This is a genomic window from Mycobacterium sp. 050128 (assembly GCF_036409155.1).
GTDB lineage: Bacteria > Actinomycetota > Actinomycetes > Mycobacteriales > Mycobacteriaceae > Mycobacterium.
In genome coordinates, this window is sequence record NZ_JAZGLW010000001.1 from 975,436 (window position 1) to 1,000,692 (window position 25,257).

General features: G+C 66.2%; 22 protein-coding genes and 1 pseudogene. 14 read left to right on the forward strand and 9 right to left on the reverse strand.

Annotated elements, in window-relative coordinates; genetic code table 11:
* Positions 1-31: 31 nt before the first annotated feature.
* From SKC41_RS04785 to SKC41_RS04800, 4 genes are all read left to right on the forward strand, one after another.
* A complete protein-coding gene (locus SKC41_RS04785; RefSeq protein ID WP_330976567.1) occupies positions 32-991 on the forward strand; it encodes an SDR family oxidoreductase in 960 nt (319 codons plus the stop codon).
* Complete coding sequence (locus tag SKC41_RS04790) at positions 988-1,422, forward strand: nuclear transport factor 2 family protein (protein WP_330976568.1); 435 nt, start codon at positions 988-990, stop codon at positions 1,420-1,422. The genes SKC41_RS04785 and SKC41_RS04790 overlap by 4 nt, the downstream gene beginning before the upstream one ends.
* 166 nt (positions 1,423-1,588) lie before the next feature.
* Positions 1,589-3,004, forward strand: a complete 1,416-nt coding sequence (zwf, locus tag SKC41_RS04795) for a glucose-6-phosphate dehydrogenase (RefSeq protein ID WP_330976569.1) — start codon at positions 1,589-1,591, stop codon at positions 3,002-3,004.
* The gene (locus SKC41_RS04800; RefSeq protein WP_330976570.1) at positions 2,997-4,799 is read left to right on the forward strand and encodes a glycoside hydrolase family 15 protein; all 1,803 of its coding nucleotides are present in this window, start codon (positions 2,997-2,999) and stop codon (positions 4,797-4,799) included. The genes zwf and SKC41_RS04800 overlap by 8 nt, the downstream gene beginning before the upstream one ends.
* 94 nt (positions 4,800-4,893) lie before the next feature.
* Here SKC41_RS04800 and SKC41_RS04805 read toward each other — a convergent pair whose 3' ends face one another.
* Together SKC41_RS04805 and SKC41_RS04810 are read right to left on the reverse strand one after the other, a co-directional pair.
* Entirely contained in the window at positions 4,894-5,268 is a 375-nt protein-coding gene (locus tag SKC41_RS04805; protein ID WP_330976571.1) for a hypothetical protein, read from the reverse strand.
* Positions 5,269-5,381: 113 nt separating this feature from the next.
* Positions 5,382-6,209, reverse strand: coding sequence for a Stf0 family sulfotransferase (locus tag SKC41_RS04810; RefSeq protein WP_330976572.1), 828 nt, complete (start codon positions 6,207-6,209; stop codon positions 5,382-5,384).
* 98 nt (positions 6,210-6,307) lie between these two features.
* Here SKC41_RS04810 and SKC41_RS04815 point away from each other — a divergent pair, with 98 nt between their 5' ends.
* From SKC41_RS04815 to SKC41_RS04835, 5 genes are all read left to right on the forward strand, one after another.
* Positions 6,308-7,066, forward strand: coding sequence for a methyltransferase domain-containing protein (locus tag SKC41_RS04815; protein ID WP_330976573.1), 759 nt, complete (start codon positions 6,308-6,310; stop codon positions 7,064-7,066).
* Between the two features lie 185 nt (positions 7,067-7,251).
* Positions 7,252-7,734 (forward strand): MarR family winged helix-turn-helix transcriptional regulator, encoded by a 483-nt coding sequence (locus SKC41_RS04820; protein WP_330976574.1) that lies wholly within the window; start codon positions 7,252-7,254, stop codon positions 7,732-7,734.
* A gap of 138 nt (positions 7,735-7,872) precedes the next feature.
* On the forward strand, positions 7,873-9,717 hold the full coding sequence (locus SKC41_RS04825; RefSeq protein WP_330976575.1) for a DUF7159 family protein: 1,845 nt from the start codon (positions 7,873-7,875) through the stop codon (positions 9,715-9,717).
* 106 nt (positions 9,718-9,823) lie between these two features.
* The gene (locus tag SKC41_RS04830) at positions 9,824-10,627 is read left to right on the forward strand and encodes a mycofactocin-coupled SDR family oxidoreductase (RefSeq protein ID WP_330976576.1); all 804 of its coding nucleotides are present in this window, start codon (positions 9,824-9,826) and stop codon (positions 10,625-10,627) included.
* 180 nt (positions 10,628-10,807) lie between these two features.
* Entirely contained in the window at positions 10,808-11,908 is a 1,101-nt protein-coding gene (locus tag SKC41_RS04835; RefSeq protein WP_330976577.1) for a ferritin-like domain-containing protein, read from the forward strand.
* A 24-nt stretch (positions 11,909-11,932) separates the two neighbouring features.
* On the opposite strand, the gene SKC41_RS04840 is transcribed toward SKC41_RS04835, so the two are convergent.
* Positions 11,933-12,574 (reverse strand): S1 family peptidase, encoded by a 642-nt coding sequence (locus SKC41_RS04840; RefSeq protein ID WP_330976578.1) that lies wholly within the window; start codon positions 12,572-12,574, stop codon positions 11,933-11,935.
* A 192-nt stretch (positions 12,575-12,766) separates the two neighbouring features.
* Between SKC41_RS04840 and SKC41_RS04845 the strand changes: the two genes are divergently transcribed.
* Positions 12,767-13,624, forward strand: a complete 858-nt coding sequence (locus SKC41_RS04845; RefSeq protein ID WP_330976579.1) for a L,D-transpeptidase — start codon at positions 12,767-12,769, stop codon at positions 13,622-13,624.
* A 227-nt stretch (positions 13,625-13,851) separates the two neighbouring features.
* On the opposite strand, the gene SKC41_RS04850 is transcribed toward SKC41_RS04845, so the two are convergent.
* Both SKC41_RS04850 and SKC41_RS04855 read right to left on the reverse strand, forming a co-directional pair.
* On the reverse strand, positions 13,852-14,394 hold the full coding sequence (locus SKC41_RS04850) for a hypothetical protein (RefSeq protein WP_330976580.1): 543 nt from the start codon (positions 14,392-14,394) through the stop codon (positions 13,852-13,854).
* Positions 14,395-14,589: 195 nt separating this feature from the next.
* Positions 14,590-16,620: a cyclic nucleotide-binding domain-containing protein gene (locus tag SKC41_RS04855; RefSeq protein ID WP_330976581.1), complete on the reverse strand. Its 2,031-nt coding sequence runs from the start codon at positions 16,618-16,620 to the stop codon at positions 14,590-14,592.
* A gap of 160 nt (positions 16,621-16,780) precedes the next feature.
* Here SKC41_RS04855 and SKC41_RS04860 point away from each other — a divergent pair, with 160 nt between their 5' ends.
* Entirely contained in the window at positions 16,781-17,551 is a 771-nt protein-coding gene (locus tag SKC41_RS04860; protein WP_330976582.1) for an alpha/beta hydrolase family protein, read from the forward strand.
* Between the two features lie 86 nt (positions 17,552-17,637).
* Here SKC41_RS04860 and SKC41_RS04865 read toward each other — a convergent pair whose 3' ends face one another.
* Positions 17,638-19,665, reverse strand: a complete 2,028-nt coding sequence (locus SKC41_RS04865) for a cyclic nucleotide-binding domain-containing protein (RefSeq protein ID WP_330976583.1) — start codon at positions 19,663-19,665, stop codon at positions 17,638-17,640.
* 375 nt (positions 19,666-20,040) lie between these two features.
* A pseudogene (locus SKC41_RS04870) lies at positions 20,041-21,530 on the reverse strand (bifunctional phosphatase PAP2/diacylglycerol kinase family protein).
* 42 nt (positions 21,531-21,572) lie between these two features.
* Here SKC41_RS04870 and SKC41_RS04875 point away from each other — a divergent pair.
* Positions 21,573-22,364 (forward strand): hypothetical protein, encoded by a 792-nt coding sequence (locus SKC41_RS04875; RefSeq protein ID WP_330976584.1) that lies wholly within the window; start codon positions 21,573-21,575, stop codon positions 22,362-22,364.
* A gap of 16 nt (positions 22,365-22,380) precedes the next feature.
* On the opposite strand, the gene SKC41_RS04880 is transcribed toward SKC41_RS04875, so the two are convergent.
* Positions 22,381-23,073, reverse strand: a complete 693-nt coding sequence (locus tag SKC41_RS04880) for a GAP family protein (protein ID WP_330978752.1) — start codon at positions 23,071-23,073, stop codon at positions 22,381-22,383.
* A 101-nt stretch (positions 23,074-23,174) separates the two neighbouring features.
* On the opposite strand from SKC41_RS04880, the gene SKC41_RS04885 reads away from it, so the two are divergent.
* On the forward strand, positions 23,175-24,569 hold the full coding sequence (locus SKC41_RS04885) for an amidohydrolase family protein (RefSeq protein ID WP_330976585.1): 1,395 nt from the start codon (positions 23,175-23,177) through the stop codon (positions 24,567-24,569).
* A 12-nt stretch (positions 24,570-24,581) separates the two neighbouring features.
* Here SKC41_RS04885 and SKC41_RS04890 read toward each other — a convergent pair whose 3' ends face one another.
* Positions 24,582-24,887, reverse strand: a complete 306-nt coding sequence (locus SKC41_RS04890) for a hypothetical protein (protein ID WP_239721943.1) — start codon at positions 24,885-24,887, stop codon at positions 24,582-24,584.
* Between the two features lie 120 nt (positions 24,888-25,007).
* Here SKC41_RS04890 and SKC41_RS04895 point away from each other — a divergent pair, with 120 nt between their 5' ends.
* Positions 25,008-25,235: a hypothetical protein gene (locus SKC41_RS04895; RefSeq protein ID WP_330976586.1), complete on the forward strand. Its 228-nt coding sequence runs from the start codon at positions 25,008-25,010 to the stop codon at positions 25,233-25,235.
* The last annotated feature ends 22 nt before the right edge of the window (positions 25,236-25,257 follow it).

The following is a 25,257-nucleotide window of genomic DNA, read 5'->3' on the forward strand; positions in this document are numbered from 1 at the left end:
AATCCCCATCCAATCCGAAAAGGACACTCACATGCGCGTTTTCATCACTGGTGGGACCGGCCATGCCGGCTCGCACATCATCCCCGAACTCATCGGCGCCGGACACGAGGTCACCGGCCTGGCCCGGTCCGAGGAATCCGCGGCGGCGGTCTCTGCGCTGGGCGCGACGGTGCGTCGCGGCAGCCTCGAGGATCTCGACGGGCTCAAGGAGGCGGCTGCGGACTCCGACGGTGTCATCCACGTCGCCCACCGGCAAGACCTGCTTCCCACCGGCGGGATGGCCGCCGTGGCCGCCGCGGAGCTCCCGATCATGCACGCCTACGGCGAGGCACTCGCCGGAACCGGAAAGCCGCTGGTCGCGGCCGGCAGCATCGGCGGCCCCGGGCAGGGCTTGGGCCGGCCGGCCACCGAGGAGGACCCGGCCCTTCCCAGCAGGGAGCAGGACAAGGGCACCCTGCGGGCTCGCAACGTGGTGGAACGCGCTGTCGTCGGCCTGGCCGAGCAGGGAGTGCGGTCATCGATCGTCCGGCTTCCGCTCATCGCGCACAGCACGACCGATACCGCCGGCTTCCTCCCGCAGCTGATCGCTCTCGCGAAGGACAAGGGCTTCGCCGGATACCCCGGCGACGGCGCGAACGCGTGGAGCGCCGTGCACATCCGCGATGTCGCCTCCTTATTCCGCTTGGCGCTGGAGAAGGGTCCGGCTGGCAGGTACTGGCACGCGGTCCAGGACGAGGGGATATCGCTCCGCGAGATCGCCGAGGCCATCGGCAGCCGTCTGGACTTGCCCGTCGTGAGCGTTCCCGTGGACGAACTGATGGTGCCGGGGTACTTCGGGCCCCTCGCGAGCCTGGTCACGAAGAACTACCCGGCATCCAACCTCATCACCCGCCAGACCTTGGGCTGGGATCCAGTCGAACTCGGCCTGCTCGCCGATCTGGACAACGGCCACTACTTCGCCGCCAACGAAGACACAGGAGCAACCCCATGAACTCCTTCGCCCCGCACCGCGAAACGCTGGAATCATTCGTTGAATGCATCAACGGCGCCGGCCGCGATGGCGTCGACACCGACACCCTCTCCCGTTTACTCGCCGAAGACGTGGTGATCTACGGGCCGTTCGGCGATGACCCGGTCAGCGGCCGCGACGCGGTCGTGGAAACCATTCGAAGCGTCAACAAACTGTCGACCGACGACACCTACACGGAGGTCCTCAGTGGTGACACCCACCACGCCGCGCTCTTCCGTCTGCAGATCGGAGACGCCGCGGTCGACGGAATCTTCTTGGTTCAGCTCAACGGGGGCGGCGAAATCGCCGAGGTGAGAATCTTCTACCGCACACTGCCGGCCGGCGTCGCGCTCCAGCAGAACATGGCCAAGGCTCTCGGTTGGCAGCCCTGGGAATTGCGCACCGACGACTAGTCGGAGGCCGCGTACGCATCCCTTGGGGTAGCAGACTGAGCGATCGCGTCGCCACCATCACGAGTCGGAATTAATGAAAGGCGAGTGCAATAACCATCTTCCGCTTCTGCGTCGCACTCCAGCTCGCAGCCACAAGCTTCGGCACTGCCGCCCAGACGGTGGCGCAATGACCGGGCAACCCGACCAACTACCACCACACGTATTCGTCTTGTTCGGCGCGCGTGGTGATTTAGCGAAGCGCAAGCTGTTTCCCGGTCTTTACCATCTGGCCGCGGCCGGGCGCCTACCTGATCAGTACGCAATCATCGGCTCGGGCCGGCATTCGCCCGGCTCCGACGACGAGTTCCGCGACCACATACGTTCCGCCCTTAACGATGCTGTCGACGGCGCCGACGGAGCCACCGTCGATGCCCTGTTGAGCCGCTTGACATTTCAGACCTCGGACGCGAACGACGGCGCCGAGTTGGTAACCGCGGTGCGCTCCGCTAGAGATCACCTTGGCAACGACGCCCGGGTTCTGGTGTACCTGTCGGTGCCGCCGACCGCGATGGAATCGATGGTCGGGATGCTGGGGCGCGAAGGCCTGACCGATGGCGTGCGCGTGGTGATCGAGAAGCCATTCGGCACGGACCTGGTGTCGTCACGTGACCTTGACGCGGCGCTGAAAGATGTCTTCGATGAGCAGCAGGTGTACCGCATCGATCACTTCCTCGGCAAAGAGGCCGTGCAGAATATTCTCGCGCTGCGATTCGCCAACACGTTGATCGAATCCGCTTGGACGCGTGAGCATATCGTCTCGGTACAGATCGATGTGCCCGAAAAGTTGACGGTTGAGGAGCGCGGCACCTTCTACGAGTCGACCGGTTGTTTTCGCGACATGATCTCGACTCACCTGTGCCAGGTGCTCGGATTCATCGCAATGGAACCCCCGGTGCACTTCGATGCGGTCCAGTTGCGCAACGAGAAGGCCAAAGTGTTCACCGCGATGCGTCCCCTAGACCCCGACCGGGCGATATTCGGCCAGTACGAAGGCTACCGCGACGAAGTCGGCGTCGCCGAGGACTCGACAGTCGAGACATTCGTCGCGCTGGAAGCATTCGTCGATACCGAGCGGTGGCACGGTGTGCCGTTTTACCTGCGGACCGGAAAGGCTTTGGCCGCAACGCGTCGCACGGTGACACTGACGTTGCGCACGCCGCCGTCCGGTCGCTTCGGTAAAACTGACTATGAGGCAAATCAACTGGTCCTCGAACTGTCTGACTCCCCCGATTTTAGGGTCGGCCTGAACGCGAAACGCCCCGGGCCAGAGCTCGATCTCTTGCCGCTGGAACTCGAACTGAACATCGCCGACGAGGATCCCGACGACGCTCCATTGGAGGCCTACGAGCGGTTGTTGCTCGATGTTATGCGCGGCGACCAAACGTTGTTCACTCGAGCCGATGAGGTCGACCGGCTATGGCAGGTATGCCAACCCGTGCTTGATGCTCCGCCCCGCACGCAGCCGTACGCCCGGGGCTCGTGGGGCCCGCAGGAGGCGGTCGAGCTGGCAGGCCCGCGTGGCTGGCGGCTGCCCGATGAGTGACGAACGGCTGGGCATCGCCGAGCACGGCCTCATCGGGGATCTACGGACCTGCGCCTTGGTGGGTACCGACGGCACCATCGATTGGCTCTGCGTTCCGCGTTTCGACTCGCCCTCGGTGTTCGGTGCCATCCTCGACGAAAAGCACGGCGGTAGTTGGCAATTAGCCCCGGCGCGCGACGTCACCAAAACCCATCAGTTCTACTTTCCCGACACCGCGGTCTTGATAACACGTTTCCTCACCGCCGAAGGGGTCGCCGAGGTCCATGACTTCATGCCCGTGATGGCCAAGAACGACGCCGGCCACCGCCAGCGACTGGTGCGCAGAGTCAGCAGCGTGCGCGGCACAATCGACGTGCGGATGCGCTTGGACGCTCGACCCGACTACGCGCGTCAGTCAGGCACAGCCCGCCGCGCCGGCGGCGGTGTCCTTATCACCGGCGGCGGCATCCGTTTAGGGCTGACGGCATCGAGCGAACTCAGCATCGATGACGGGATCGTCTGCGCCGAACTGCAACTCAGCAACGGTGACGCTGCTTCGTTCGTGTTGGAAGTACTCGACGGCGAGGACGAGCCGTCGGCAGACGCGTTTGACGTCACCGACTCATTATTGACCGCGACCACACACTACTGGCGCGACTGGCTTTCCCAGTCCCGCTACGTCGGCCGGTGGCGTGAGATGGTGCAGCGCTCAGCGATCACGCTCAAACTCCTGACTCACGAGCCCACCGGAGCTGTGATCGCCGCACCGACCACGAGCCTCCCCGAATACGTTGGCGGAGGCCGTAACTGGGACTACCGCTTCGTGTGGATGCGGGATGCGGGTTTCAGCTTGTATGCGCTGTTGCGGCTCGGCTTCACCGATGAGGCACGATCGTTCATCCGTTGGTTGTCCGAACGGCTGGGCAATGAGGACGACGACGGCGAACTGGGGCCACTGCGCGTGCTGTACGACATCGACGGCAACGTCCCTGCGAAAGAAGTTGAACTGGAGCATCTTTCGGGCCACCACAACTCCAAGCCGGTGCGGATTGGCAACCAAGCGGTCGACCAGTTGCAGCTCGACATCTACGGAGAGCTGATTGACTCAGTGTATCTATTCAACAAGTACGGCCCGGGGATCAGCGACGCAGCATGGCATGACGTGGTCAGAGTCGTCGACTGGTTGATGGACAACTGGGACCGCGGCGACGCTGGTATGTGGGAGGTACGCGACGGCACGCACGCATTCACCACCTCCCGGCTGCTGTGCTGGGTGGCATTCGAACGAACCATCCGTATCGCCCGCCAGCGCGGACTGCCCGGTGACATTGTCGCGTGGTCGAAAACGCGCGACGAGATCTATGAGCGCATTATGACCCGCTGCTACAACAGTGAGCTTGAGTCCTTTACTCAGACGGAAGACGGTGACCGGCTCGATGCCGGCGTGCTGTTGATGCCCATGCTGAAATTCCTGTCGCCGGCTGACCCCAAGTTTCTGACGACACTGAGCGCCGTCGAACGCGAATTAGTGACCGACAGCTTGGTATTTCGCTACAACCCCTCCTCCGACGGCCTCGGCGGCGAGGAGGGAACGTTTTCGATCTGCTCCTTTTGGTATGTCGAGGCGCTGACCCGCGCGGGTCGCCGTCAAGACGCTCAGCTCGCACTGGAAAAGATGTTCACCTACGCCAATCACGTTGGGCTGTACGCCGAACAGGTCAGCGCGACCGGTGACCAGGTCGGCAACTTCCCTCAGGCCTTTACTCATCTGGCACTCATTAGTGCCGCGATCAACCTCGACCGGGCCCTGAATTAAGGAGACAGCCCATGACCGGTGCCCGCGCGCCGCACTCGTCGACACCGTCCGCCGCCGTGTAGCGAAGCTCACGGCTTCCACCCGAGACGTCGAGCTATCGCATTCGCCGCAGAAGATCGGTCAGCTGAAACATCGCCGACAAGAGCATGCCCTCGACCTGCAGCTGCTGACCCGGCGGCAGATTGCGAGTCTCGGCCTCGACCACAGGGGCCTCCTGTTGTAAGGCCTGTAGCCGCCGATTCCGCTCGTCCGGGCTGAGGGCATCCCAATTGTCGTGCAGATCGGAGATGTGGGCTTGAAAGTTCTGCACCGCCACCAATGGATCGGGATCGACAACAGGACCGGGCGGTGGCTGCAGCGGATAGCCGTGGGCTTGCAGCGGCCCGGCCAGCACGGCCGCCTGGGCGGGACCAGCGGTAAGCGATGTGCCGGCCAAGAGACCGGCAAGTGCCATGGCGGCAATCCTCATGGGAACTCCCTGGGGTAGCGCGAATTATCTCGTCGCGGTCAGTGCACACCCAGCGTGTTGCTACCGATCCCAACATCGACGCTGCTCGAACACGGGACCACGCTCCGGCGCGATCACGAGCCTTTCGGCGTCGACTTATGACGATGCTCTCGGTCAATCAGTTGCCGCCAGCTGTCGTTGATGTGGTCGGACTGACGCTCAAGCGGGGGCTTGGGCAAGTCGGCGGCACGCGCGGGATCGGCGCCGAGGAACTGCAGAACTCGCGCAATCGCACCGGCATAATTCGCGTCGAGCTCTTCGTACTGGACCGTCAGAACGGTACGACGCCGAGTGGTGAAGTAGTCGATCCACGCTGCCTGTTCGGCTTTGAGACCGCCTTCTATCTCCACTATCTGCTCGTATGTCGGCGCGACGCGGGTGAGATCGACCGCGGCCTCGCCGGGTGTAGGCCGAGCCATATAGAGCCCCCAGGGGCGCACACTTCGCGATGATCCGCGAGAACGAAACCACTCGCCGGTCGTTTCGGCACGAAACAGCGAAAGGGCCTGCGCGCGCTGATCAGCGCGGACGATGTTGACGAAAACTGCCGCAGGGAAGAGTTTTTCGAGAACAACTCCCGGATCGCCACCCAAAGCCAGGGCCTGCGCAAGCGAAACGACATGCCGCCAATGAATTTTCACGCCCCGAACGCCATTCGGCGTCCCGGCGAACGCCATGACCTTCGCCAGATATTCGTCCCATGAGCAATCCATCGGCAGTTTGAGATCTTTTTTGTAGGCCCCGATGTGGTCGGGCGTGAAGTACTCCTCGGGCCGCCCGGCAACTCCAGTCGCAACGAGGCCGGCGGCCAGAAGTGAACTACCCGAACGAGGAGTGGAGGCGATGACATACGTTGCATGTCTCATAACCTTCGACCCTTCGGGATTGCTCGTACGCTGCACGCCGCCATCCAGAAGTTTGATCTGCTGTCGCCATTGTGTCGAGCATGCCTACGATCGCTTGCACGACGTTCGATCGACACTTGACGAGGATGCAATGTATGTCTCGAACATTCGAAGATCTGGTGGCCGAAGCCGATTCGGTATCCGTTGACGGCTGGGACTTCTCCTGGCTCGACGGCCGCGCGACCGAGGAAAGGCCGTCCTGGGGCTACCAGCGCTTGCTGAGCAAACGTTTGGCGACGGTGTCGGCCGCGTTGGACATTCACACCGGAGGCGGGGAGGTGCTGGCCGGTGCGGGACCGTTTCCTCCCGCCATGGCGGCGCTCGAGACCTGGCCCCCAAACGCGGCCCTGGCAACCCAACGCTTACATCCGCTCGGCGTGGTGCTCGTGGCGACCCGAGATGAGCCACCGTTGCCGTTCGCTGATGAAGCGTTCGACCTCGTGACCACGCGTCATCCGATCTCCGTGTGGTGGGCGGAGATCCTTCGGGTGCTTCGACCGGGCGGCACCTACTTCGCGCAACACATCGGGCCCGCCACGGTGCGCGAGCTGGTCGAATATTTCACCGCGCCGCAACTGGAGATATGGGCCGAGTTGCATCCGGACACCGTGCGCGCGCAGGCACAGGCTGCGGGCCTACAGATCGTGGACTTGCGCATGGAACGGCTGCGGGCCGAATTCTTCGACATCGGCGCCGTTATCTACTTCCTGCGCAAAGTGGTTTGGACGGTGCCGGACTTCACTGTGGAGCGCTATCGGGACCGGCTGCGGGAACTTCACGAACAGATCGAGAGCGAGGGACCGTTCGTCGCGCACTCGACCCGGCTGCTCGTCGAGGTCCGCAAGCCTGAGTGATCAGCCCGCGCGCGCAACACGTCCAGCGCGACCAGGCCCATTCCGTCCAGCCACGGACAACGCCGAAGACTGTGTTGAACGCCCTCCACCACGCTGGCGCTGGCCGGGCCGCCTTGGCAACTTCCTGCGCGATCGAGGTAGTATTTATTGTTGAATCGTCAACCAATCGGGTATCATGCCGGCTGATGGGACCAAACTGGCTCGACCCTCGTGAAGACCGCGCGTGGCGGGCCTTCAAGCACGCCCATCATCAACTCGACGTGCAGTTGAACCGGGGTCTGCAGGCATCGGGCCTGTCCGGGGCCGACTACGAGATCCTGGCGGTGCTCTCGGCTCACGCCGGGGGCCGCATGCCCGCGCGGGACCTGTGCAACACCCTGGGCTGGGAGAAGAGCCGGGTCTCCCACCAACTGCGGCGCATGCAGGTGGACGGGCTGATCAGCCGCGAGCCCAACCCCGACGACGCCCGCAGCACCATGGTCTGCCTGCTGCCGGCCGGCCGCGCCGCTATCGAGAAGGCGGCGCCAGGGCATGTCGAGGACGTCCGCCGCAACTTCATCGACCTGCTCACTCCGGCCGAGCTCGACATGTTCGCCGCCCTCAACGAACGAGTCCTGCGCCACCTGGCCAACGACCACCACTCGCCCGCCGAAGCCGAGCCCTCATAGCCTTCATGGCTTCATAACGCCTACATAGCATCCGCAGGAACCGGACACAGCCTCGACAGCGACGATCAGATCACGACTCCTCGTGGCTCTTTCGGTCCAAACCATGGCCAGCTGCCGAGATGTCGGGAGGCATGCGCAATGGACATCGTGCTCGGAGTTTCGATAGCGCCGGCCTCGGTTCAAATGCTGATGCTGCAAGGCGAAAATGCCGACGGCGCAACGATCGACGAGAACGAGTTCCCCATCAGCGCTGCCGACGACTCGCCCACCGTCAGCGTGTCCGATCGTGTGATCGCCGCGATCACGTGTACTCGCGAGGATGCGGCCGACGCCGGACTCGAACTGGACTCCATCGGCGTCGCGTGCACCGACCAGCTCGAAGCTGCAGTGCTACGCGACGTGCTGGCCGCCCACAAGATTGAGAACGTCTTGCTGGTCTCAGCGTTTGTGGCCGCGGCCGCACTGACCCAATCTGTCGGCGGGGCAATGGGTTACGAACGCACCGCGGTGCTCTACGTGGAGCCCGAGACCGCGACGTTGGCCGTCGTCGAGACCTCCGACGGCTCCATCAACGATGTCTACAAGGACCAGTTGGATACCGAGGCCGGGCAGATGCTCACCGCGGAGCTGCTCGAGCTGGTCGCCGGCCTTGACGATCTGCCGACTCCTCCCGGCGGCGTGTTCGTGGTCGGCTCCGGTGTGGACGTCACCGCGATCAGGCGGCGGTTAGAAGAGGCGACGTCGCTCGTCGTGAATGTGCCGGAAGAACCGGAGACGGCACTGGCCCGAGGCGCGGCGCTGGCGTCCGCGAACACGCTCGCGTCGGCCACCACCGCGTGGGCATACGCCCAAGACCCCGGCACGGGTGCCGTCGACGTATCTGCCGTGCCTGAATATTTGAGCACCGCCGACGCCCAGCTCGGCAAGGACGACCTCGCGTACAGCGCGGTGGCCGACGACGAGGCCGACGCCCCGACGGTGATCCTGGGCGCGCCGGATGACAGTCAGCCCCGCCCGAGGCCGGCGCTGCTGGTCGGAAGTGTGGTGGCAATAGCCGGATTCAGTGCGGCGCTGGCCCTGGAGATCGCGCTGTCGCTCGGCATCCGCACGACCGTCGATGCGTTGCCCGCCCCGATCAAAGGCATCGTCGCCCCAGTCCAGCAGGCACTCTTGCCCGCTCCAGAAGTCGCTGCGATGAAGATGGAGGCGCCTCAACCGTTGAGTCCACCGCGGATCATGCCGCCTCCGGCTCCGGCTCCGGCGGCGCCGCCCGTTGTGGTGCCCGCGGCCCCGGCCGTTGTGGTCCCCGCGGCCCCGGCCCTGCCTGTTCCCGTGTTCGTCCCGGCTCCCGAGCCGCCGGTTCAGCTGCCCAACCCACCGGTGACTCCGCCCGTGGTCGAGGCTCCGCCGCACTCGTGGCCGCCGATCTACGTCCCGCCGCCGTCGCACCGGCCGCCCCCGTGGCAAGGCCCACCGCCCAGCTCCGGCGGTGGCGGGCCGGCTAGCGGCCCGGGACCCGGCCACAGCAATCCAGGCAGCGGGGGGCCGCACGGCGGCGGACCCGTTGAGGGCACCGGCCCCGGCCACGGCTCTCCCGGCGCAGGTGGGCCCGCTAGCGGCCCCGGCACTCGCGGCGGCGGCCCTGCTGAGGGCGGTACTCCGCCCGGCAGCGGTGGGTCGACCAGCGGCGGTCCGCACGGCGGCGCACCGACCAGCGGTGGCGAACCCTCCAGCGCTGGCGCGCCTACCGGCGGCGGCAGCAGCCCCGGTGCCGGTGTGCCGACCGGCGGTGGCGAAACCCCCAGCGCCGGCGGGCCCGCCAGCGGTGGCAGCAGCTCCAGCGGTGGCAGCAGTCCAAGCAGCGGTGGCAGCAGCGGCAGCAGTCCAAGCAGCGGTGGCAGCAGCTCCAGCAGCGGCGGCAGTAGCAGTAGCTCCGGCAGCAGCAGCAGCTCCGGCAGCGAGAGCAGTAGCGGCCACCACTAACCCGGCCTGTGTCAGTCCGACACCGGAATATGTTCCACAGCAATCGATTTCATGAGCCCACACCGGTGGCCGGTAAACGTCTAACGCGCTGGTAGCTTCTATCCCCATGGGTGCCTTGGACGGACGCGTGGCCTTGATCACCGGCGGGGCTCGGGGGCAGGGGCGCGCGCACGCGCTGGCATTGGCGGCCGCAGGAGCCGACATCGTGGTCGCCGACGCCCCCGAAGCGATGGCGGAGCTGACCTACCCCCTGGGCACCGAGCAAGACTTGCAGGAGACGACAAAGCTCGTTGACGAACTGGGCCGGCGGTGCTTACCACTAACCCTGGACGTGCGTGATTCGGCCGCGGTCGGTGCCGCGATCAAGCAGATCGTCGCCGACATGGGCAGCCTCGACATCGTGGTGGCCAACGCCGGAATCGTCAGCACCGGACTGCTGGAAGACGTCAGCGATGTGGTCTGGCAACAGCTCATCGACACGAACCTGACCGGGGCATTCCACACCCTGCGGGCCGCGATACCGGTGATGCGACGGCAGCGGTTCGGCAGGATCGTCGTGACCTCCTCGATGGGCGGCCGCATGGGCATTCCCGAACTGGCCGCCTACAACGCCACCAAGTGGGGTGTCATCGGCCTGGCGAAGTCCGCCGCGCTGGAGGTAGCCAAAGAGGGCATCACGATCAACGTCATCTGCCCCACCACCGTCCAAACCCCGATGGTGCAACCCGCTGGACGTGATGACATTCCAGACGATCTGGTGCGCCGGATGATGAGAGCCAACCCCATTCCCCAGCCCTGGCTGCAGCCCGAGGACGTCAGTCGCGGCGTGGTGTATCTGGTCACCGATCCCGGGGTCATCACCGGAAGCGTGCTCGAGATCGGCCTGGGCGGCAGCGCCCGCATCCACTGACATTCGAACCAGCTGACTACTCGTGTGGTGCGGCGCGCCGCTGCCACCCGCTGGTCGTGACCGGTGGAGCGGACCGCGGTCATTCTGCTCACGCGCCAGGGTTGACAGCGCCCCTCATGCGGCGCACTGTGATAGCCATCACATGACCACTGGTCACACGAGGCGGAGAGGCGGCAGCCCATGACCACGAGAGACAAGTACACGGACGTGCCCGAGCCGTATTCATGGGAGGTCCCCAGCGCCGGCGACGCGCGCTTCACCTGGGAGTACGACGAGGGGCGCGCCCGCCTGCTGTCCTTGTATCAGAAAGGCAAGGACAAGCAGTGGGACGCCCAGTCGCGCATCGACTGGGCACGAGACGTCGACCCGATGAATCCGGTCGGGCTGCCCGACGAATTCCACCCGCTGTTCGGCAGCCCCATGTGGGAGGCCGCGGACGAATCACGCCGCGCCGAGATGCGCCTGCACTCCCAAGCCTGGCAGTTCTCCCAGTTCCTGCACGGCGAGCAGGGGGCGATGGTGTGCGCGGCCAAGATCGTCGAGGTCGTCCCGGACCTCGACGCGAAGTTCTACGCGGCCACCCAGACGATGGACGAGGCCCGGCACGTCGAGGCGTTCTCGCAGTTCCTGCAGGAGAAGGTCGGCCTGGTCTACCCGATCAACAAGCACCTGACCGCCCTGCTGGACGACACCCTGCGCGACTCCCGATGGGACATGCCCTACCTCGGGATGCAGGTCCTCATCGAGGGGCTTGCGCTGGCCGCGTTCGGAGTGCTGCGTGACATGGCGGCGCCGGACTCGCTGGCCAAGCAACTGCTGGCGTACGTCATGCAGGACGAGGCCCGGCACGTCGCCTTCGGCCGAATCTCGTTGAAGGACTATTACTCCGAGCTGACCGAATCCGAGCGGGACGAGCGTGAAGAGTTTGTCGTGGACGCCTGCTACCTGATGCGCGACCGGTTCCGCGCCGAGGAGGTTTTCGAGACCCTCGGCCTCGACGTCAAAGCGTGCGCCGAGTGGGTCGACACGTCACCGCTGATGATCCAGTTCCGCTCGCACCTGTTCAGCCGCATCGTGCCGATCGTCAAGGACATCGGGTTGTGGGGCGACAAGGTGCAAAAGGCGTTCTCGGACATGGGTGTCCTGGACATGGGCGGCTTCGACATCGAGTCGCTGATGAAGGCCGATGAGGATCAGGCCGAGGCGCTCGACAAGGCACACGACGAAATGGCCGACCGGGCCCTCGAGGTGGACCAGGTGATCGCGGCGGGCGCGAGCTAACGCCGTCGTGGGCTGGCGCCGTCGTCAGCCGACGATGTGCACACCCCATCTGCCAAGCAGCGGTTGCACCAGCACGAAGTACGTCGTGTTGGGGTCACCCGCGAGCGACGTCTCCATCACCAGGCCGACCGCGGTCACGGTGCCGTCCCCGTTCTTGACATAGCCCGGACCGCCGCTGTCACCGGGCTGGGCGAACACATTGGCTTCGACGACTTCGCCGTCGATGCTCTTGACGGAGCCACAGGTCTCACCCGACATCGCACCGAACTTGCAGAACGGCATACCCGCCTTGATCTGGGAAGTGCTCAAGACGCCCCGAACGCGTTGGCCGCCGACGTCAGCGCCCGGGGCGCCGACGCCCGGGTCGAGACGGATGATGGCGGCGTCTTTCAGGTCGCCCAGCATCTCGCTGGCGGTGACGTGTCCGAGCGGGACATTCTCGTCGTAAGTGAACGGCGCCCCGTGGTCACAATGCCCGCTGGTGAACAAGTAGTAACTGCCGTCGCCGCCTTGGGCCGCGAAACCCGTTGAGCACTTGGTGATTCCATCGCTGACCAGCATCCCGGGTGCGGGAGGCGGCGCGGCAACCGCCGGGCCCGCGAGACCCGTCGCGCACACCAGCGCGGCACCCGCCAGACCAACCCCACGAACCCAACATGCCGACACACCGTCCTCCTCTGCTGACAACACTGGTGCTCAGACATCCGCCCTGCGTATGACCCACGTTGACAGATCGGACCGCTGTGGCCAAATCGTGACAGACACTTGACCAATTACTAACGCGCCCTTACGCTTCCGCAGTTCAGCGGGCATTTACCATTCCTATTGCAACTCTGTCAGTTAAAAGGAATTGGGGTTATGCGCGCGGGTATTCGGTGTGCCGTGGCTGTCATCGGAATCGCCGCGAGCGTGGTCGCGGGGACCGCCGTCGTCAATCTGCCGGCGCCGGCCGATGTGAGCCTCGCGGCCGCCAGCCAGTCATATACCCCCTTCCCCATCGCGTCGGTGCAGCCCACAAGCGGCCAGGCCGTCGGTGTGGCACACCCCGTGATAGTGACCTTCCGCACCCCCGTCACCGACCGGCGCGCCGCCGAGCGTGCCCTGGACGTGAAGTCGACGCCCGCGATGACCGGTAAGTACGAATGGCTCGACAACAAGGTGGTGCAGTGGGTTCCCGACCGATACTGGCCCGCGCACACCACGATCGCGCTGACGGTGGAAGGCCAGCCGACGGAGATCAAGACGGGCCCGAGGGTCATCGGTATTGCCAGCATCTCCGAGCACACGTTCACCGTGAGCATCGACGGGGTTGAGGCGGGACCGCCGTCGTCATTGCCGTCGCCGCACCATCGGCCGCACTTCGGCCAAGAAGGCGTGCTGCCCGCCTCGTTGGGTAGACCCGAGTACCCCACCCCGATCGGCTCTTACACGGTTCTGTCCAAAGACCGCTCGGTTCAAATGGATTCGAGCAGCGTCGGCATTCCCGTCAGCGATCCCGACGGTTATCTCGTCACGGTCGACTACGCCGTCCGCATCACCAACCATGGCCTTTTCGTGCACTCCGCCCCCTGGGCGGTCAATTCGCTGGGACTGGAGAATGTCAGCCACGGCTGCATCAGCCTGAGCCCCGAGGATGCCGAGTGGTACTACAACACGGTCAACGTCGGCGACCCGGTAGTCGTGCGCGAGGCCACAAACGAACTGCCCTCGTCGTAAACCGTTGTCGCACAGTCTCTAGCGTTTCGTCTAGCGTTGCTCGGCGGCGTCGTGTGTGAACTCACGACGGGATTTCAGCGGATTTTCCGCCGTGGCGTCACGCTCAACGGGGACCCGAGGGTCCCACGCAACGGGGGACCCGAGGGGGTGTACTCCCAGCCAAAGGCACTCGCCCGCAATGAAAATGACCCGCTGGGTGCGGCCAGCGGGTCATTCACTGCTCGGGATCAGCCTCCGTGCACCGGCGAGGGACCGGGCGAAACCGGCTGACCGGCCACCGGCCCCCCGGTCGGCGCCGGACCGGTCGGCGCGTCCTTCACCCCGGACATGTCAATCAGCGGGGCGACCGGAAGGCCGTCCGCGACCCCACCGAGGGCAACCAGCGGAGCACCCAGGGGCAACGGAGCACCGATCGGCACCGGAGGCGCAAACGGCAACGGGGGCACCACCGGCACCGGAGGAATCGGCGGTCCGAGGGCGATCAACGGAGCACCAGCCGGAACCGGGACAATTCCCGGACCGGGCACCACCATCGGAACACCCGCCATGTCAGTCAACGGGGCCGCACAGGGTGCTGCCGCTCCGGCTGCGCCCCCGGCACCCACGGGTCCCGCCGCCGGCGCACCGGCTTCGCCAGACTGGCCGTACATGCACGCACCGCCACCCGTCATATATGGGACGGCTGCAGCGTCCGGGCTCAACGCTATAGCGGCACCGCACAATCCAGCGCTAGCAATAACACCGATGTTGAATCGATCGAAGATCGTCATCAACGTCCAACTCCTTCATTCGCGCAGCAGAACCACATCGCCGTAGCCAAGTCGCCCCTCGACGACCGCCCCCATTGTTGGTGGGCAACCCGCAGCACGACGCACGCCGCACCGCGCCGTTTCCAAATGGTGACGTTACGACGCCGTCACAAGTAGGTAGCGCGAATACTGCGCCGCGCCTGCGCAAATCGGCTGCTAGTACGCCTGCCGGGCACGCTGAAAGGCGTCCCGGTCGACGGCCAGCAACGTGGTGTCGCCCAGTGCCTTCACGGTCGCGGTGCGGGGCACGTCGCGCAGGATCGCTAACTCGCCGAATCCGTCCCCGGGCCGCAGTTCACGGATCTCGGTGTCGCTTTCGAAAACCGTTGCGGCGCCGTCGACGATCACGTAGTACGTGTCGCCGTAGTCGCCCTCGCGGGTGATCAGCGCACCGTCGCCGGCCTCGAACACCCGCGCCGTATCGGCAAGCTCACCCAGCGCCGCCGCCTCGATCGCGGCCATCGGTGGCTGCGAGGACAGCAGCTCGCGGGCGGCCCCACTGCTTAGCGTCATGTCACGGTCGACCTCGACGAGGCGTTCGGCAACCGGCGGGGTGTCCATGCGGGCGCGGACAATTCGGCCGACACGACCGACCGACACGCTGTCGGTGCTGAGCGCAGCGAGGAATTCCTCGCCGTCGATGGCGATCAAATCGAGGTCCTCGAGTGCCGTGACGGTGGACGAGCGTGGAACCTTGTGCAGCAAGGCGATTTCTCCGAACGACCCGCCGGGTCCCAGCGTCGCCACCCGCTGATCGTCGACGGTGATCTGGGCCAGGCCGGCGGCGATGACGTAGAAACGATCACCACGGTCACCCTGCCGGAAGACATCGCAGCCCGCGGGCAGCGCGACACGCGTCGCGGCGCGGGCAAGTTGTTCGAGCGCCAGCGCCGGCAGGGGTTGCAGCATCGGGGCGGCGCGAATCAGGGCCAGCTTGGCCGCATCCTCATCACTGAGCTTGTCGGCACCCCGCAGTTGCGGCCATGCCAGCAGCGTGATCAGGCCTGTCACACCACCGACGATGCCGAACGTGGCCGCAACTCCGAACGAACCGAGGAGCACCGGCGTGACGACGGCGCCCACCGCCTCGCCAACGAGGTACAGGCTCTGCAATGTCGCGACCGCCGGCACCATCGCCTCGCGCGAGACGCCCCGCTGTACCAGGGTTGGCGCGATGGCGTAAATAACCGCACCCGTGGCGCCCAGGACAGCGGAAAGCGCCAGGCCGACCGGCGGCCATCCGATCGCTCCCAGCGCCGCGAACACCGCCGCCATGCCAAGCAGTCCCGCGCCGAGCACCCCGGCCAGGCGGCGCCACGTGACGATCGACAGGGTCGCCAGCGCGCCGACCAATCCCCCGCCGCCGTAGAACGCCATGATCGTTGCGACGCCGGCCTCGCCCAGGTGTAGCCGGTATGCGGCGACCGGCGCGGCGCCGACGTACCAGACGCCCAGCACAATCACGTTGACGGCGAACAGCATCGTGGCCGCCGCGGCGGCACGGCTGGCGAAAATCCCGCGAAAGCCGGCCCCGAGCAACTTGAGTTGTGATCCCCGTGGAGCCTTCGACCCTCCCGAGCTACGCGATGAGTCACCGTCGGCGCGCGGCACCCGGATCAACAGCGCCGCTGCCATCGCGACGGCGAACGCGATAGCCGGGAGCGCAAAGGCCCACCCGATTCCCACGACATCCAGCGCCGTACCCGCCAACGCCGGACCGGCCAGCGCAGCGGCACTGACCAGTGAGCTGGTCAGTGCATTCCCCGCGGCCGCCTCGCCGGCGGTATTGGAAAGCCGAACCACCAGCGCACCGTGCAGCGGCCGTACTCCCGCCGACAACAGTGACTCCGCGGTGACGAGCACCAGCACCACGTCGACGGACCCGTGGCTGAGCACCGTGGCAATGGTCGCGGCCATTGCCACGCAACGACTTCCGATACCGAAAGCCAGATGAAGCTCTGGGCGCGCGCTCGCGGCCAGTGGCGCCGTCAGCGGCCCGAGCAGCCCCGCCGGCAGCGTGACCAGAACGGTCGCCAGTCCGACGGTGGTAGCACCGCCCGCCGCGAAAAGGAAGGTGACGACCAGGACGAAGTGCGAAAACGCGCCGATATAAAAGGCAGTCCACGCCGCCATGAGCGTGCACAGCTGTCGGTTACGCGCCAACCTGCGACTCGCGGCGAAGGCCACGCACACACCTTATGCGGATGAGTGCCGGCCGCGTCTCGCAAGGCTGGTTTCAAATGCGGTTCATAGCCTGTTGGAAATCACCGCCCGTCCAGGCGCTACCCGATGACCGACGTAGCCGCGCGCGGGGCACCGTCCGGCCACACGTAGTTAGATCGGCACTATGGGCGAACGCGTCACGTTCCAAAGCTCCAGCGGCGCGAATCTGGCCGGCGTCATCGAGGTCCCGGAAACGGTGGTTCGCGGCTGGGGTGTGTTCGCGCACGGCTTCACGCTCGGCAAGGACTGTCCGGCCGCGGCCCGGATCTGCAAGCAGCTGGCGTCCGACGGCATCGGCATGCTGCGCTTCGACGCACTAGGGCTCGGTGGATCCGACGGGAACTGGGGTGACGGGTCGTTCACCGTCAAGGTCGACGACGTCGTGCAGGCATGCGAGTTCATGGCAGACCGCGGGACGCCGGCCGACATCCTCGTCGGGCACTCGTGGGGTGGCGCGGCGGTGATCGCCGCGGCGATGCGGGCGCCGGGCGTGCGATCGGTCGTCACAGTGGCAGCACCGTTTGACCCCAGCCATGTCGAAAAGCACTACGACGCCGTGGTCGACCGCTGCATTTCCGACGGCAGCGCCGAGTGGATGGTCGGTGGACGCACGCTGATCCTCAAGCGGTCATTCGTCGAGGATGTCCGCGCGGCGCACCTGCACGACAAAATCAAAAGCCTGCGCCTACCGCTGCTCATCCTGCACTCGCCCACCGACAACACGGTCGGCATCGAGAACGCAAGCGAGATCTTCCGGCTGGCCCGCCACCCGCGCAGCTTCGTCTCACTCGAGGGATCCGATCACCTGCTCACCGCCCGCGGCCAGGCCCATCGGGCCGGCCGAATCATCGGCGCCTGGGCCGACGCATACCTGGGTTCCGACGCGGAAAGTTAGCTCAGACAACATAATTCAAGCTCATCGCTCGACAGCCCGCGACCAGTCTGTGTCTCGACGGATCCTCCGGGTTGGCTCGTCGAGCGCTACCCCGCATGTCGGGCACGCTGAAAGGCGTCCCGGTCGACGGCCAACAGCGTGGTGTCGCCCAGTGCCTTCACGGTGGCGGTGCGGGGCACGTCGCGCAGGATCGCCAACTCGCCGAATCCGTCCCCGGGCCGCAGTTCACGGATCTCGGTGTCGCTTTCGAAAACCGTTGCGGCGCCGTCGACGATCACGTAGTACGTGTCGCCGTAGTCGCCCTCGCGGGTGATCAGCGCACCGTCGCCGGCCTCGAACACCCGCGCCGTATCGGCAAGCTCACCCAGCGCCGCCGCCTCGATCGTGGCCATCGGTGGCTGCGAGGACAACAGCTCGCGGGCGGCCCCACTGCCCAGCGTCGCCTCGCGGTTCAACTCGACGAGGCGCTCGGCAACCGGCGGGGTCTCCACGCGGGTGTCGGCAATCCGACCGAGGCGGCCCATTGACACATTGTCGGTGCAGAGCGCGCTGAGGAACTCAGCGCGGTCGATGGCGACCAGATCGAGATCCTCGCGCGCCGTCACCGTGGAGGACCGTGGCGCCTTGTGCAACAACGCGATTTCCCCGAACGACCCGCCGGGCCCCAGCGTCGCCACCCGGCGCCCGTCGACGGCGATCTCGGCCAAGCCCGCGGCGATCACGTAGAAGCGGTCACCGCTGTCGCCCTGCCGGAACACCTCACACCCGGCGGGCAGCGTCACGCGCGTCGCGGCGCGGGCAAGCTGTTCGAGCGCCAGCGCCGGCAGGGGTTGCAGCATCGGGGCGGCGCGAATCACCGCCAGCTTGGCCGCATCCTCATCACTCAACTCGTCGGCGCCGCGCAGCCGCGGCCACGCCAACAGCGTGATCAGGCCCGCCAAACCCCCCACAACGCTCAATGTCGCGGGCACCCCCAACGGACTGATCAGGAATGGCGCGATTACTGCGCCCGAAGCCATGCCGACCATGTACAGGCTCTGCAAGCTGGCCACCGCCGGCACCATCGTGGCGCGGGCGACACTTCGCTGCACCAACGTCGGCGCGATGGCGTAAGTGACCGCACCGGCGCCACCAAGGCCAGCGGCCAGCGTCAGGCCGATGCCAGGGGAAGTAATCGCTCCTATCGACGCGAAGGCCAAGGCTAAGCCGAGCAGCGCCCCGACGAGCACGCCGGCCAGGCCGCGCCGCGCGACAATCGACAGAGTCGCCAGCGCGCCGACCAATCCCCCGGCGCCGTACAGCGTCATGATCGTTGTGACACCGCCATCGCCTAGATGCAGCCGCTCCTTGGCCACCAATGCACTGGCGACAAACCAGACGCCCAACACGGTGACGTTGGCCACGAACAACACGGTGGCCGCGGCGGCCGGACGGCTTGCGGCGATGGCACGAAACCCCGCCCCCAGCATCCTGAGCTGCGACCTCACCGACCCGCCGGACCGCCCAGAGGTAGGAGTTTGGGAATCGTCATTCGGCACCCGGATCAGCAGCGCCACGACTAAGCCGAGAGCGAAGGTGGTCGCCGGGAGGGCGAAGGCCCAGGCGATGCCCCCAAACTCTAACGCCACTGCTGCCAGCGCCGGTCCGATTAACGCGCTGGCGCTGACCAGTGAGCTGGTCATGGCATTTCCCGCGGCCGCCTCGGCTGCGGTGTTGGAAAGTCTGACCACCAACGCGCCGTGCAGCGGCCGCACCCCCGCCGAAAGAATGGAGTCCACGGCCACGAGCACCAGCACGACGCTGACGGACGCTCCGCTGAGCACCGCAATGATCGTCGCGACCATCGCCAGGCAACGAACCCCGATCCCAAGCGCCAGATGAAACTGCGGACGCGCACTAGTGGCAAGCGGCGCAGTCAGCGGCCCGACCAGCCCCGCTGGCAGCGTTGCCAGCACGGTCGCCGCACCGACAGTGGCAGCACCTCCGACCGCGAAGGTGAAAGCGATGAGCAAGACCAAATGCGCAAACGCCCCGATGTAAAAGACCGTCCAGGCAGACATGAGCATGCGCAATTGCGGGTTGCGTGCCAAGCTGCGACTCGCGGCGAAAGCCACGCACACACCTTAATGCCTATGCGCAGACCCTGCGCTCGCTTAGGCGAGGGAACGTAATTCGTCACGTTCGGTGGGCAGCCCGAGCGTCGGGCGACCGACGAACACTTCGCAGACCCAGCGCTCGTTGCGCCGCAAAGTCAGGGGCCAGCGTGCGCTCGCGCCGCAGCAGGGTGATCGTCCGTGTCGGCCAAACCGTGGGTTCACCCGCCGATCATCTCGGCGGCTCGCGGCAGCCGGCACCTTCGGTGCTTCCCGGACGCGCTGTAGCATTGCGAGAAGCGTTGCGCGACAGCACTAATGGCGTGTTGACCGCCGGGGAAAACGCGATGTTGGCGGAATGGCTCGATCGCCTGGCCGATCAGCCGAACGGGTAGCTCAGCGAACCGGGCAGAACACCGGCAGCACCCGGTATTTCGCGGCGAAGCTCGCTTCGCGGTATTCGTCGCCGACCTCGCCGTCGTGCGCGATCACCGTCGGTGCGTCAACGGCCGTGAAGCTGAATTCGGGCACCTGCAGCTCGTGGTAGAGGGGGCTGCGCTGCAACCGTCCGAAGGCGAGCGCGGTCAGGATCCTGGTCGCGGCGAACCGGCGGCCGGTTTCGAGAATGCGCACATCGATCAGGCCGTCGTCCATGCGTGTTCGACGCGACGGCGCGAATCCCGTTGGCAGATAGAGCGAGTTGCCCAGGAAGAACAGCGACGTCAGCAAGGTCTTGTTGTCGTAGCGGATGCGGACGGGCCGATCCTTGCGCAGCGTGTGCAGCATCGCGTAGAAGCCGGCCAGCGGCTTGCCGATCCGTTTCTCCAGCTTTTCGCGCTGCTGCACGAACGTCGGATACGCGCCGATGCTGGCGGTATTGATCACCATCCGACTTTCGTTGAGGCACACCAGATCAACGCAAGCCACGCTGCCGCGACGGATCGACTCCACCGTCTTGCCGACGGTGTCGCAGCCGATGTCCTTCGCGAAGTGGTTGAACGTTCCGGCCGGAAAGACGGCCAGCGGGAGCCCCGCGTCGACAGCCACCGCCGCGGCGGTGGCCACCGTGCCGTCGCCGCCGCCGACCGCGAGCACCTCGGCGCGCGCGGCGGCAGTGCGCAGCACCTGCTCGGGGTCATCGTCGGGACCGAGCTCGACGATCTCGGCCTTCGGCAACTCGGCGCGAACCTCCGCGACGACGCGAGCGCCGGTGCCGCTGCCCGAGGCGGGATTGACCACGAACACCACGCCGGAGCCGTCGGGCCGTTCCGGCGTCTCGATGCGCAGCGGTTCCGATTGCGGCAGCGCGGTTTCGGCGACGGCGGGACCAGCTTGCCGCCCAGCACGGCGATGCCGGCGCCGACGCCCAGCCCCGCGACGACGTCGCCGGGGTAGTGCGCGCCGGTCGCCACTCGCGACAACCCGACCAGGCCGGCCAGCAGCGCCAGCGCGAAGCCCAACGGCGGACTCTCCAGACCCACGCCGACGGCGAATGCGGCGGCACTGGCCGAGTGTCCCGACGGAAACGAGTTGGAGGTCGGGCGGCGATGGGCTCTTCTGACCACCGGCACCGACTCGTAGAGCGGTCGCGAGCGCGGGCGGATTCGTTTGGCGATCTGATTGGTGAACAAGCTCGTCACGCCGAGCGTCACGAGCCCGCGCGTCGCGCCGCGCTGCGCGGCGGGCTTCCTGGTCGCGAGCAGCCCCGCGGCGATGACGAACCACAGCTTGGAGTGGTCGGCCGCCCGCGTCAGCGGCGGCATGACGGTGTCGAGCAGCGGGGTGGGGGTTTCGGCCACCGCGACGAACAACTCGCGATCAAGGGTGCCCAAACCCCGGGTGATCTGTTTGATGCCGCGCGCGCGTTGCCAGGGCCCCCTGCTCATTCGCTACACCCTAGCGGTGGGACTGATAACAATTGACGGACTATGACCAGGCGACCGGCAGCCGACCATCACCAGAAGTGGCTAGCCAACGCCGAACGTCTGGGCGTCCCCGCGGCGGTCACCACCGCGATCGCGGCGCAACACGGCATCACGCCCGAAAGCTTTCGGGTCCTCGAGCAAATGGCGGAGATCACCGATCCGGATGGCAAGTCGTTCTTTCTCATTCCTACGGGCAGCACCGGCGAGCAGGCGCGCGCGGCCACGCTGATGACCTACATCCTCAACGCGGGCACCGGCTACGGCGCCCCGGCGCGCCCGCCCACCGACTTTCCCGCGACGCCGTACTGCGCCGACGAGGTACAGCGGATCGTCGATCGCCAGCATGCGAACAGCTGGAGTTACGACGAGGACGTCGGGTTCGTCGACCGCAATGGCGGACGCCTCGTCACCACCCCGAACGGCATGCTGATGGGCCTGGGCGGCAACTGGATCCAGCGACTGTTCAGCCAGCAGGGCGGCACCGCGTGGGGTGACATCTTCATGGTCAACGTCGCGGTCGACGTCGCGGACTCGACCGGCCCCGCCCGACGGCTGCGCCAGATGGTCGAGTCCGGGCACGCGTGGTACACCGATCGCAAGGGCCGGCCCGTGGAAAGCACTCTCGCGCTGGACCGGGTACTGCACCACGAGGAGCTGCATTCCCAGCAGTGGGCCGCCAAGGGCCACTCCCGGATGATCGTTGCCTACCTCTGGGAAGTGGCCCGCGACAGGCTGTTTGGCAAGACGAACCGGCTCGAGGCGCAGGCGGGTCTGGGCGACGGCGGCTACCAGTAACCGCCGTAGCACCGTGCTATAGGGCGCGAATTCCGTTGTGCAGCACCATCACACCGATCAGGACCAGGATGCCCGCCATCAGTGCGGCATTGTGCTTCTCCATCCAGTCCCGGACGCGTTCCAGGAAATCGTCGAGGCGATGACCCGCGGCCGCATAGGCCAGGATCGGGATCGCGACCGTCGACGCGGACACGGCGACGAAGACAATGCCGGCCGACAGCTTGTCCATATCGTCGAGGTGACTGGTGCCGATGGCCAAGCCGGCCGCCACGTTCATCAGTAGTACCTCGACGCGGACCACCGTCAGGACCAGTCCGGTGATGGCCGCGCGCCGGGGGCGCATGGTGGAAAAGTGCCTCATCCAGGCCGGGGACTCGGTGGAGCGGTGCCGGGTCAGCCATCGGTAAATGCCGAACAGGATCAGCGCGGAGCCCAGCACCACCCGAGTCCAGGACGCCCACGTCGGCGGCGACGACTTGTGCATGTCGCCGAGCCCACCCGAGCCGGCCACGAAGATCACGGTCTGCGCCACCAGGCCGAACACCCAGCCGCCGAGGAAGGCCAGTCCGGCGGGCCGCGGCTGCGGTGCGTGCAGCACCAGGACGGCCGGGATGATCGACAGCGGAGAGACGGCGATAACGAGAGCCAGCGGAATAAGAGTGGGTAACAGCGAGCTCCAGCTTCCAGCCACGGGTAGCAATCCTCTCATCGACGTCGTCACCGAGCTACCGAACTGACCGGGCCGTTGACCACGCCCAGGTGGTTGTATGTGAATGCAGCGCGACGGGGAAAACACTAGGGGAAGATCACGTGGCTCGGATTCATCTTGGGCACATTTTTCACCTCGCCGGCTCGCCGCTGGTGTCCGAAGCCGCCCATGCATTGGTGTCCATCCCCGAGGGCGCATTGGTGATCGAGGACGACGGCAAGATCGCTTTCTGTGGTGACCGCGCCGGCGTCCCGCTCAAGTACCGGTCCACACCCGTGACGGATCATCGGCCCGGCTATCTGCTTCCGGGCTTCGTGGATACCCACGTTCATTTCCCGCAGACCTTCGCGGCCGACTCGTACCACGGTGGACAGCTGCTGGACTGGCTGAACCAGTGCATTTATCCCGCCGAAGCCCGCTTCGCCGACCCGAACTTCGCCCGGCGGGCAGCTGTCGAGTTCTGCGACCGCCGCATCGCGAGCGGAACCACGGCGGCCATGGTCTTCGGGTCGCCGTTCCCCAGCGCCCAGGATGCGTTGTTCACCGAAACGGCGCGCCGCGGGTTGCGGATGGTCAGCGGCCGCGGCATCCAGACCGTCGGGCCGACGGCTGCCAAGCCGTTGATGACGTCGGAAGACGACGCGATCCGGCTGGCGCGCGAGGAGATCAACAAATGGCACGCCGCCGACACCGGCAACGTGAAGACCGCCCGGCTGCACGTGGCGCTGGTCCCGCGCTTCGCGATCGCAGTGACCACAGAGACTCTGAAAAGACTTGGCGAACTGTATGATTCGGTGCGAGATCGTGGCGTGTACTTCCACACACACCTCAACGAGAGTAACCGGCCGGGCACCGGTGAAGTCGGCAAGACCAAGCAGTCCTATCAAGTCGACACGTGCCTGGACACCTACGACGGCAAGTTTCTACCCGGCTCGAATGTCGGCGGCCCGAGCATGCTGGGACGGCGCAGCGTGATGGCGCACGCGGTGCACTGCCAGGACACCGAACTGCAGCGCATGTCGGAGACGGGCACGTCCATCGCGCACTGCCCGGTGTCGCAACAGTTTCTCGGGTCCGGCACCATGCCGTGGCTCCGCACGGTCGCTTCCGGGGTAAACATCGCTGCCGGAACGGATTTCGGCGGCGGGGACGAGTGGCCGATTCCGCAGGTGCTCGCCACGGCCTTCAAGGTGCACATCTGCGAGCCCGGCGAAGCGGGCGTGTCGATGCATCCGGCCGAGATGCTGTTCATCGGAACGCTCGGCGGTGCCCGGGCGCTGGACATGGAGGACCGGTTCGGCAACTTCGACGTCGGCAAGGAGGCCGACTTCGTCGTCGTCGACCCGAACCGCACGCCGGCGCTGAAGGCCGTGATCACCGACGGCGTGCGATCCGACGATCCCGCGATGGCCCGAGACCAGACCTTGTTCGGCTTGCTGATGCGAACGCGCGAGACGTCCATCGCCGGCACCTATGTGCAGGGTCGTCGACTGTAACCCTTACCGCCGCTACCCCTTTCGGCGCAGCGTCCAGGCCGGTATCCAGTGTGTCACCGTTTTCTGCTTGGACCCGTAGGCGATTGGGTAGGTCACCAGTCCCCACCAGTCGCCCTGCTCGCACAGACCCCAGCAGCTCAGCCGGCCTTCGACGACCTTGTGCAGCTGCAGACCATTGGGCTGATACCGGCCCGAGCGATGTGGCTCGCGCGGAAAAAGCACCGTCAGGTCGATCAGCACCGCGATCGGCGGACGCACCACCCGAAACGGGTCGCGGACCGGCTGTCCGTTGTACCCGATCGACGCGAGCGGCCTCATTGTTCGATCATACGTTCGAAACGTGAAGGTCTGGTTGCGTCCGGTCAATTGCCCCTCCGCGCCCCCGGCGAATCGATATAGTTCGCCTCGCAACCGACCGCTACAAGTGGGGAGATCCGCATGATCAGGCTTATCGCTACGGGCTTACTGGCCTTGGGCGGGCTGATGACCACTGCGGTGGGCGTGGCCAATGCCGATGAAATTCAGGTCGACGGCGTCTATTCGACCCTGGGAGCGTGCGAGGCCGACGGCCCCCATGTCGAGATCACCCAGAACGACCACTTGTACACGCACTGGGACTGCCGCCAGCACGCCGACGGCCTCTACTACCTGTACCTGACCAACTAGTAGGCGCGCCCGGGGAGAGCCC